This is a genomic window from Flavobacterium sp., assembly GCF_028712645.1.
In the GTDB taxonomy this organism is placed as follows: Bacteria; Bacteroidota; Bacteroidia; order Flavobacteriales; family Flavobacteriaceae; genus Flavobacterium.
The window spans coordinates 1-8916 of the sequence record NZ_JAQTPQ010000144.1; the positions used below are offsets into that span (position 1 = coordinate 1).

The 8916-nt window shown below is 30.1% G+C and carries 9 protein-coding genes; all 9 read right to left on the reverse strand.

The genetic code is table 11. The annotated features are described in order from the left end of the window. Positions 1-282, reverse strand: a 282-nt coding sequence (locus tag PHC28_RS11625; RefSeq protein WP_300100392.1) for an SDR family NAD(P)-dependent oxidoreductase, incomplete at its 3' end; no start/stop codon positions are given. Positions 283-317: 35 nt separating this feature from the next. Further along, entirely contained in the window at positions 318-1073 is a 756-nt protein-coding gene (locus tag PHC28_RS11630; protein ID WP_300100396.1) for a hypothetical protein, read from the reverse strand. A 273-nt stretch (positions 1074-1346) separates the two neighbouring features. Next, entirely contained in the window at positions 1347-3152 is a 1806-nt protein-coding gene (locus PHC28_RS11635; RefSeq protein ID WP_300100399.1) for an alkaline phosphatase family protein, read from the reverse strand. A 197-nt stretch (positions 3153-3349) separates the two neighbouring features. Continuing rightward, complete coding sequence (locus PHC28_RS11640; protein ID WP_300100402.1) at positions 3350-4225, reverse strand: AraC family transcriptional regulator; 876 nt, start codon at positions 4223-4225, stop codon at positions 3350-3352. An 82-nt stretch (positions 4226-4307) separates the two neighbouring features. After that, on the reverse strand, positions 4308-4733 hold the full coding sequence (locus PHC28_RS11645) for a DUF6326 family protein (protein WP_300100405.1): 426 nt from the start codon (positions 4731-4733) through the stop codon (positions 4308-4310). Positions 4734-4762: 29 nt separating this feature from the next. Beyond that, the gene (locus PHC28_RS11650; RefSeq protein WP_300100408.1) at positions 4763-5419 is read right to left on the reverse strand and encodes a DUF4395 domain-containing protein; all 657 of its coding nucleotides are present in this window, start codon (positions 5417-5419) and stop codon (positions 4763-4765) included. 106 nt (positions 5420-5525) lie between these two features. Continuing rightward, the gene (locus tag PHC28_RS11655; RefSeq protein ID WP_300100411.1) at positions 5526-5912 is read right to left on the reverse strand and encodes a DoxX family membrane protein; all 387 of its coding nucleotides are present in this window, start codon (positions 5910-5912) and stop codon (positions 5526-5528) included. Between the two features lie 113 nt (positions 5913-6025). Then, a complete protein-coding gene (locus PHC28_RS11660; protein WP_300100414.1) occupies positions 6026-7051 on the reverse strand; it encodes a trypsin-like peptidase domain-containing protein in 1026 nt (341 codons plus the stop codon). 772 nt (positions 7052-7823) lie between these two features. Beyond that, a partial coding sequence (locus PHC28_RS11665) for a T9SS type A sorting domain-containing protein (protein ID WP_300100417.1) occupies positions 7824-8916 on the reverse strand: 1093 nt, incomplete at its 5' end.

Here is an 8916-nt window from a genome sequence, read left to right on the forward strand (position 1 = left end):
AAAACCAGTAATTCCTGCATTATTTACTAGAATATCCAATTTTCCATATTTTGTTTTGATGTACTGAGACGCTTCAATCCAATCTTGTTCTAATTTTACATTTAGGGGAAGGTATTCACATTTACCGCCTAATTCTTCAGAAACTATAATTCCCTCATAATTGCTAATATCTGATAGTATTACGGTTGCTCCTTGCAGGTGAAATACTTCAGCTATTGCCTTTCCTATTCCTCTTGATGCTCCTGTTATTAGGGCAATTTTATTTTCTAATCTCCTCATCATATTAAAAAGAAGTTTTATGGATTTTTTTCAATACTTTATTTTTTTAAGTTCATTGTACTTACATATTCTAATGCCAAATTATTCATAAGAAATTTAGTTAACGTATAGTTTTTGGCAGTAATTGACTTGACCAATTCGTTGTTTTCCACAATATAATATTTGAACCCATTGACATACTCTTTCGGAATTTTTAGGGACTCAATAAAATAACTTTCTTCAAATAAATTATTTAATTTATTGATTGTAATTTCTTTGCGTTCTACTTTGATTTCTTTTTTTAGCCTCGTTGTCCTGCCAGAAATAGCATTCAAAATACCATCAACCGAAACAGCGTTGTTTGTCCCAAATTGATTTCCCCCGCCAGTAGCCGTGTATAATCTTCTTTCTGCAGGAGTATATTTTTTTTGATTATTTCCGACTATTCCCAAGCTTATTGCGTTTATGTTTTTGTAATCGACTATTTTAACTTCATCTAATTGAAATGTTGCATTTTCTAATTTTATTATAAATAATAAGTTGTTGAAATCTTCTTTTTTTAATTCTATTTTTAACCTTTTAAATTGAATGGAAGTAATCGTTAATGTATCTCCAACATTTGCTACGATTGAAAACATACCGGCAATATCTGTTGTAGATGAAACATTAGAGTTTAAATTCTTTATATTTATTCCTTCCAAATCAGTAGCGTTTGCACTGATTTTTCCTATCAAAAACTTTGGCATAGTATCTTGCGCATTCATCCCTTGCAAGACGATTAAGAATAATAGACAATATTTTATTTTTAAGAACATTAAGTAGATAGAGAGATTTGTCAGAGGTTGTTTATTTTTTGCAATAGGTATCAATTTATGAACTCCTCCTCACTTTTTTGTTCGTCGGTCTTTATTTGCCCCAAAACAGCTAAACTATTAAATAGTATCGTAAAAAATATAATTGTATTTCTCATTATGAGTTGTTGTTTATAATTAAAAATGGAATTCTATAATCCTGCTATTCTTGCTGTTTTTTTGTTTGATGCTATTTTTATTAAATTTAAAATAATTTGTTTGACTATTTATTAATTTTTAAAATCCACTTTTTAGCTCCGCATTCATTGGAGGTTGAATTCCTAGCAGCTTTGCGACCGTTGGTGCTATTTGTAGCGAATACATATTTATTATTTCCTTTTTTGGAACATCTGGACCAATTGCATAAAAAATAGGTTGTCCTTCGCGTAAAGTTGCTATGCAACCGTGAACGCCTCTTCCGGTTTCGTTCATTGTACCATTCAAGAGAAAATTTTTGGTTGCTTGGTTTTCATTCTCAAACATTTTTGGGTCAAAAGAGTTTTGCACCAGAAAGTTTACCTCTGGAAGGAATTTATCGGATATGGAGTAGCCGGGCTTACAGCTTACAAATAAATCGCCTGAATACTCTGCGTTATATAGTCCATATTCTTTTTGCTGTTGCTGATTGGCAACAAGTTCAAAAATGGGTTCCCCTGTTTTATTGTCTTTTAGTGATTTTAGAGCATCAGTCAATCGGTTTAAATAGCTTTTAAAATCAAGAGTTTTAATTTTTTCTTTATTGATGTAAATGTGAGCCGAATTTCCGCTAGATGTAGCTGTTATATTTTGCTTACTATCATTGAAACCGGCTGCTTCAAAATAATTATTAAGTAATAAAGTACTGTGAATGGGTATCATACCGTGGTCGGAAAAAATAATTAAATTAGTTTCTTTTGGCAAAGCATTAATAATTTCAAGCAAATAGGCATCTATTTTTTGAAATCGTTTTTCAATAATTTCAGCATAAATTTTAGGTCGGTTTCCGTTATCCGCTTTGTAATCTATTTGACGAGGATTTGTAAGTGTGTATCTGTGTTGGACATCGTCAAGGGTAGAAAAATAGCCGAACAAAAGATCCCATTCCTTTTCTTTCATTCCCGCTAGAATTAAATTTTTTGAATATTTTGAGAGCTTATCTAATTGTTCCAACCAAATTTGTTCAGTAATCAAGCCAGAAGTTTGTTTTCGGTTTTCGGGTTCTCCAGGCCATAAACCACATACTGATTGTAGTTTTTCTAGAAATCCATTTGGTGCCCCATATACTTCAGCAGGAGCAGTCATAAATAATTGAAATTTGCCTGTTTTTTCATCTGATTTTAATATTCTAAAAGAGGTATTGAATTTTTTGCCCTCTTTTTCTATTTCCATTCCTGACCAATTTTGAGTATCAATTGTTGTCATATAGCCATTTTTGAGGTCATCATCTGTATCAACAATAATTTCAGTAAGTTGATTTGGCAGGTACATTGGATTGAACATTCGATCTTTGAGATACAAATAGAGTGGGATTTTGAAGTTGCCTGAAATTTCAAAAACAGCTTTAGATGGGCTTTTTGTTGTTGATTTTAGTTTAATAAAACTTTCAACATCTCTACTATTGATAGTTGTGTCAGTTACTTGTAGATCAATAATTAGTGAAGGGCCACAAATATTGGGATACATGTGCATATAATCGGTCATTCTGTTTTTGTTGGTATAGTCAATTCCGACTCCTGCTAAAGTCATCACTTTTTTCCCTTGGCGCATCGCTGCTTGAAAAATTGTTTCGGAAGCAATAGGTTGATTAAATGCTAATAGATTTGGACTATTCCAGTTTTGGTTATTATTCCGAAATCTGTTTCCAACAATTCCAGTTTTAGAAGGAGAAGCTCCTGTAAAAATGGAAATATGAGAAGGGCCTGTCGAAGCGACGTTTATAGGTAAAACAGTTGACGCAAAGGCTCCATTTTTTTTCATTTTTGCAAAGGCTCCATTCGGTGGGAGTACACCATTTTCAAGGAATTTATCAATCATAAAGTCAGGGGTTCCGTCTATTGAAATCATAACGACTCTTTTTTTAGGGATTTGTGCATTTGTCTGATTGTTTATTGAAAATATTAGTATTAATAACAGTCCATTTAGACCTATTAAATTAAATAATTTCTTACTGTAAAATTTGATTTTGATTTTTTGTACTGACATAATTTTTAGATTTTTTTTAATGTAAAATTATTGTCGATACAATTTTTAATCGCTATCAATTAGATAATATAACTACCATTTTGATAATTGCTTCTATATTCTGTTGGTGTTATATTAGTATGTCGTTTAAAAAATCTAGTTAAATGATTGGATTCGGAGAAGTTAATCAAACTAGCAATCTCATTTACATTTAGTTTAGAGTATAACAATAAAGACTTGATTTCAAACATCACAAACTCGTCTATCATTTCAGTACTGGTTATCCCAAATTGTTTTTTTACACATTTATTTAGTGTTATTCTGCTCACGCCCAGCTTTTGAGAATAAAAATCGATTGATCTGTTATTTCTGACCTCACCTTGTAAAAGCTGTTTAAACATAAAAGCTGTTGTATTGTTTTCTGTTTCCGATGATAACTGATGTGTTTCTGAATACAATCGATTCAATTTTATTAGAGTAAAATATAATAGAGATCGAATAATATGTTCACTATCCGATTTGAATTCTTTTAATTCAAGAAGTATATCTTGAAAGACCTCTTGAAATTTAAATAATTGTGTGTTGGTAATTTTAATTGACAATGGTTTAGCTTTATTATAAAAATACTGTAGTTTGAAAGAGAATAGTTTATCTGAAAAAAAAATAGACAAAAAGTCATCTTTAAAAAATAAAAAATGGCAACTTATCTTAGATTTATCTACAAACCATTTTCTGTTTTGGAAAGGAGAAATAAAAATTAGGGTATTGTTATCTATGTTAATTTTTTGATTATCAAGTTCTAAAAAACCGTTTCCAGTTGTGAAAAATATAATTTCATAAAAATCTGTGTTATGTATTATGGGTTCAAAAAAATAGTTTGGTATATCATTATAACTACCAATGTCCATTAGTAATTCTCTGTCATACTTGTTTTTTACAAAATGGAAATGCTTCATATTCTTATCAATATAATATTGTTTATTTCTTTGAATATATTCAAAATTCCAGCCGATATAAACTCTATGAAATTATACAATTTTAGATTATTTCTATTTTTTGGGGCCATTTGAAAGCATACCAAACAATGAGTGCTGTGATTGTACTTTCTATAATTGCATAAAAAACATAAAAAGCACGCCAAGGTTCGATTGATGTAAAGGCAATTAATAACATAATAAATGTAAAAAACAGGCCAAAAACGATATTTAATACTCGGTTTATGCTAGGTTTTAATAGTATAGAAAAAACAACCATTACAACAGGAATGGCTAATAATACCGCTGCAAAAAACAGGTTCATAGGACTATCTAATAAGTTTTCGCCATTCACTAATCCTTGCGTTTTATTAGGAATATACAACTCAAAATAATCGCCATACAAATAGATTAATGTTACAGATGTCCACAACAATGAAAGTTTGATTTTGATATTTATTTTGAAATCTTGTAAAGTATTTGAATTCATAGGGTGGTTATTGAGGATTAACTATAATTTTATTTTATTTGTTCAGATTTATTTGTTTCAAACAAGTTGTGTGGCTTTTCTTTGAACTTTTCATTGAATAGAATAGATGTTAATAATACAAAAGCGATAAAAATTAAAATAACTGCTAACTGAATTTTAGATGTTTTTTGAATTTCTTGTTTTGCTTTTAAATCACAAACTTCGCCTGGACAATATTGTGCTTTTTCTTTATTGAAAATTGTATAAATTTTGCATCCCAAGCAAATGCCAAAAGCTGTTTCGAAAAACATTAAAATCAAGCATATTAAGCAAACAATTCCAGTTATGTAACTAAAGGAATTTATAATTACCATTAAAACAAACATTGTAGCTGATAAAACTAAACCAATGTACCAAGCAAATTTTTTTTGTTTTGCTCCCACATATTCTGGATTTTGATTGCTTACAATTAAGCGACCAAGGACTAGAATAGGAGAAAATTTAGGATTGACAAACAGCCGGATACTAAAATCGGTTAGAAAAATTATTAATACATATTTAATTGGCACAAAGTTTCCCTTAAATAGTATTAGCATTAATGAAATGAATGTTGCCAAAAACATTATTCCAGTGGCAGCACGAACTTCTCTTTCATTTAAAACAGGAATGGTATATCCCTCAACATTTTCTCCAAATTGTAAAATCATTTATGTTTTAGTTTTTTAAGTTTATCTATAGATTATTGGACAATTTTTTGCAAATTTTGTTACAATAAGTTTGAAATTAATAACTTTATATGATGATAGTTATGTATTAATTTTGCATTTTCCTTTCAGAAATTAATATCGATACCAAAACACATATCAATAAGAAATTATACTCCATTCCGTTTCTTCCACCACCTACCACAAACCACCCTTCTTGATAATGGACTAAAATAATTCCCATTATTAATATTAAAATGTTAAGAATACAAACTGGTTTAATGTATTTGTTGATAAGCAGCAAAATTGCTCCAAATAGATGTGTGAGTTTTATAGCCCAAGCAATAGGAACACCAAGTGGTGCAAAACCTATTTGGTTTAGGAACAGATTTCCAAAATCGTTTATTCCATTATTAAACATTCCAAAAACACTATGTGTTATAAAAATAATTGCTATAGCAATACGTAAAATGAGTGAGTTGTTTCGATTTTTCATAAGTAGATGTTTATTGATTAGTATTGGTGTCACTATTACATTTTGTTTTCTTGTTTTATATTTTTTTTTTATCATTAAGAATCACAAAAAAATCAATATGCGTATAAGCAGAATTAGTTTAATTCACCGCTTATAAATGGTCTAATTTTGTTTTTATTTGATAAAGATAGCGTATTATAAAAAGTATTCATTTTTTGTTCAATATAAGTAATTCGAACAACTCTCAAAACGGGTTCATTATTCAATTTTGTAGCTCTCACCATAACCCCAAGTAATTGCCCGTTTTCATTAAACACTCCTCCGCCACTCATACCCGCAATAGCATCTGTATTTGCCAAAAATTCTACTTCTGGATTGTATGGAATATCTCCTTCAGCATCCCCCTTAACTTTTAGAGATTGTATTATATTATCTGCCTCTGTATCTGAATATACTTTACCTGCAGAAACAGCCCCATTAGGATATGTGGCTTTATCTTGAGGATAACCAATAGCAATAACAATTTGATTGGCCTCGACAACTGACCAAGTTTGAGCAGCTCGTGTCCTGTTATTTGGATCATACATTTGCAGAGGAATTGAAGTTTGGACAAAATTTGGATAATTACCAAAACCGTTATCAATAATTCTCTGGTTATCAATTATACCCAAATAAAAATCATCTTTTGGAAGTATAGTTGTATTTGTAGCATTTGATGGTATAAGAGGGTGATAAAGACCAAAGTTTGCGCTCAATTCATTTGATAAACTTACATTGCCATTTGCTGATGGAATTTTCGAACCAAGGAATATGCCATTATTATTTGCAGTTATATCAATAAATTCTTCATTTAAAGAAGGCCAAGTGTTTATTCCGTAAACGTGATTAGCCGAAAGAAATAAGCCTAATTTATAATCATTTTTTTTGCTCCAAATCACTTTGCTTCCAGAACCATTAGTTCCAACACTACCTCTTATTTTATTTATTAGGTTTACGAAATCTGTATTCGAATTATTTAAAGCCTCTTCAAGTTTAATTAGATTGGTTTCAACAATTCCGGTAGGAGGATTGGGAGTAGGGGTAGAATTATCCTTTGAGCAACTAATAGCAATAAATATAGGAGTTAAAAATATCCAAATTAAATTTATAGTGTATTTCATAAGTTCATTTATTTAGAAGATGTACAAATTGTAAAAAGGTTGCTTTTAAATCTTAACAAACTCCAATTTTTTTGTAATTCATTCTCAAAATTATCCATTAGTATTGGGGGAAATATGATTTTGAAAAGGAGAATAAGGTATAGTTTTGTTATTGCCAATTTGCTTTGAAAAGATAACAGCTGATAGTATTGCAATACTAACACTAGAAAAAAATTAAAAAAACACCCATTTAGTTGTTGTTTTTTAGTTTTCTAATCCAAATTTATTAACGGGAAAGGTTTTTAATAGTGATGAAATATTAAGCACAACTATTTTTTTGTTTTAAATTAAAATTTTAGCACTAATTTTGTAATAACCATTATTTAAGCAAAAGGGCATTATTTTATAAAACTAAAGATTCAATGGATAGCTTACTAATTCAAAACCATTTAAAAATGAATGCCCTATGCTTAAAAAATTAATTTTTTTCTAATTATATTTTTGTAATGTTCAATTTGTCTTATTAAATTCTGACACAAAAATCATAATTAGGAAAATAAAAAATGGACTTGCGTGTAAGCAAGCACTTATTTTTTTATTTCACTTTGCTTTTATTATTTGTTTCAATTCCAAGCAAACCCAATTGTATATAATACTATCTTTTAGATTTTATCGTAGATATAGAAAATTTCGGTTTATTATTGACGTACCACTATTTTGAGCAGTACATTAAACATTAGTACGAAATAAACATAAATTGGTTTATTCTATTTTCGTTCTTCAACACCTTTTTTTACTTTTTAATTAATTTGATGATTTTAATTCCTTCATCCGTTTGAATTTTCAAATAGTACAAGCCATTTGCAAATGTTGACAAATCAATTGAAGAGTTATTATTGTTTATTTTAAGGTCTATTATTGTTTGCCCCATTGTGTTGGTAACGCTTATTTCATTTATATTACTTTTTGCACTCAGAAATACCAGACCCTCACTTGGTATAGGGTAGGCAACAGTTGATAGATTATTAAATGAATTTGTTCCTAAAGTGACAGAAACAGTAACTTCAAAAGGTACACTAGGACATTCATTGCTTGTAGCTACAGCATAATAAGTAGCTCCATTTATTAAAATAGTCTCAATTGGAAGTGGATTGATACCTGAATTTGCATCTGAAAATGAAACATACCAAATGACATCAATTGGATTAACAATTAAATCATCGAGAGTAGCATTATTTACATTAAAAGTTTGAACGGATTGACCCGTAGGAGTAGGTGTTGAGTTAACAGTGATTGTTATTGTGGTAGTTGTTGCACATTGCCCTGATGATGGTGTAAACGTATAGGTTGTGGTTTGTGTATTATTTAATGCAGGCGACCAAGTTCCTGTTATACCATTATTGGAAGTTGTTGGTAATGCCGATAAAGTTGCGCCTGAACAAATTGGATTTACTGCAGTGAATGTTGGTGTTATATTTGGATTGACTGTAATAGTTAAACTTGCTGTTGTAGCACATTGACCTGATGATGGTGTAAACGTATAGGTTGTGGTTTGTGTATTATTTAGTGCAGGCGACCAGGTTCCTGTTATACCATTGTTGGAAGTTGTTGGTAAAGCAGATAAAGTTGCGCCTGAACAAATTGGATTTACAGCAATGAATGTTGGTGTTATATTTGGATTAACAGTGATTGTTGTTGTGGTAGTTGTAGCGCATTGCCCTGATGTTGGTGTAAACACATAGGTTGTAGTTTGTGTATTATTTAGTGCAGGCAACCAAGTTCCAGTTATACCATTGTTGGAAGTTGTTGGTAAACCCGATAAAGTTGCGCCGGAACAAATTGGATTTACGGCAGTGAATGTTGGTGTTATATTTGGATTAACTGTA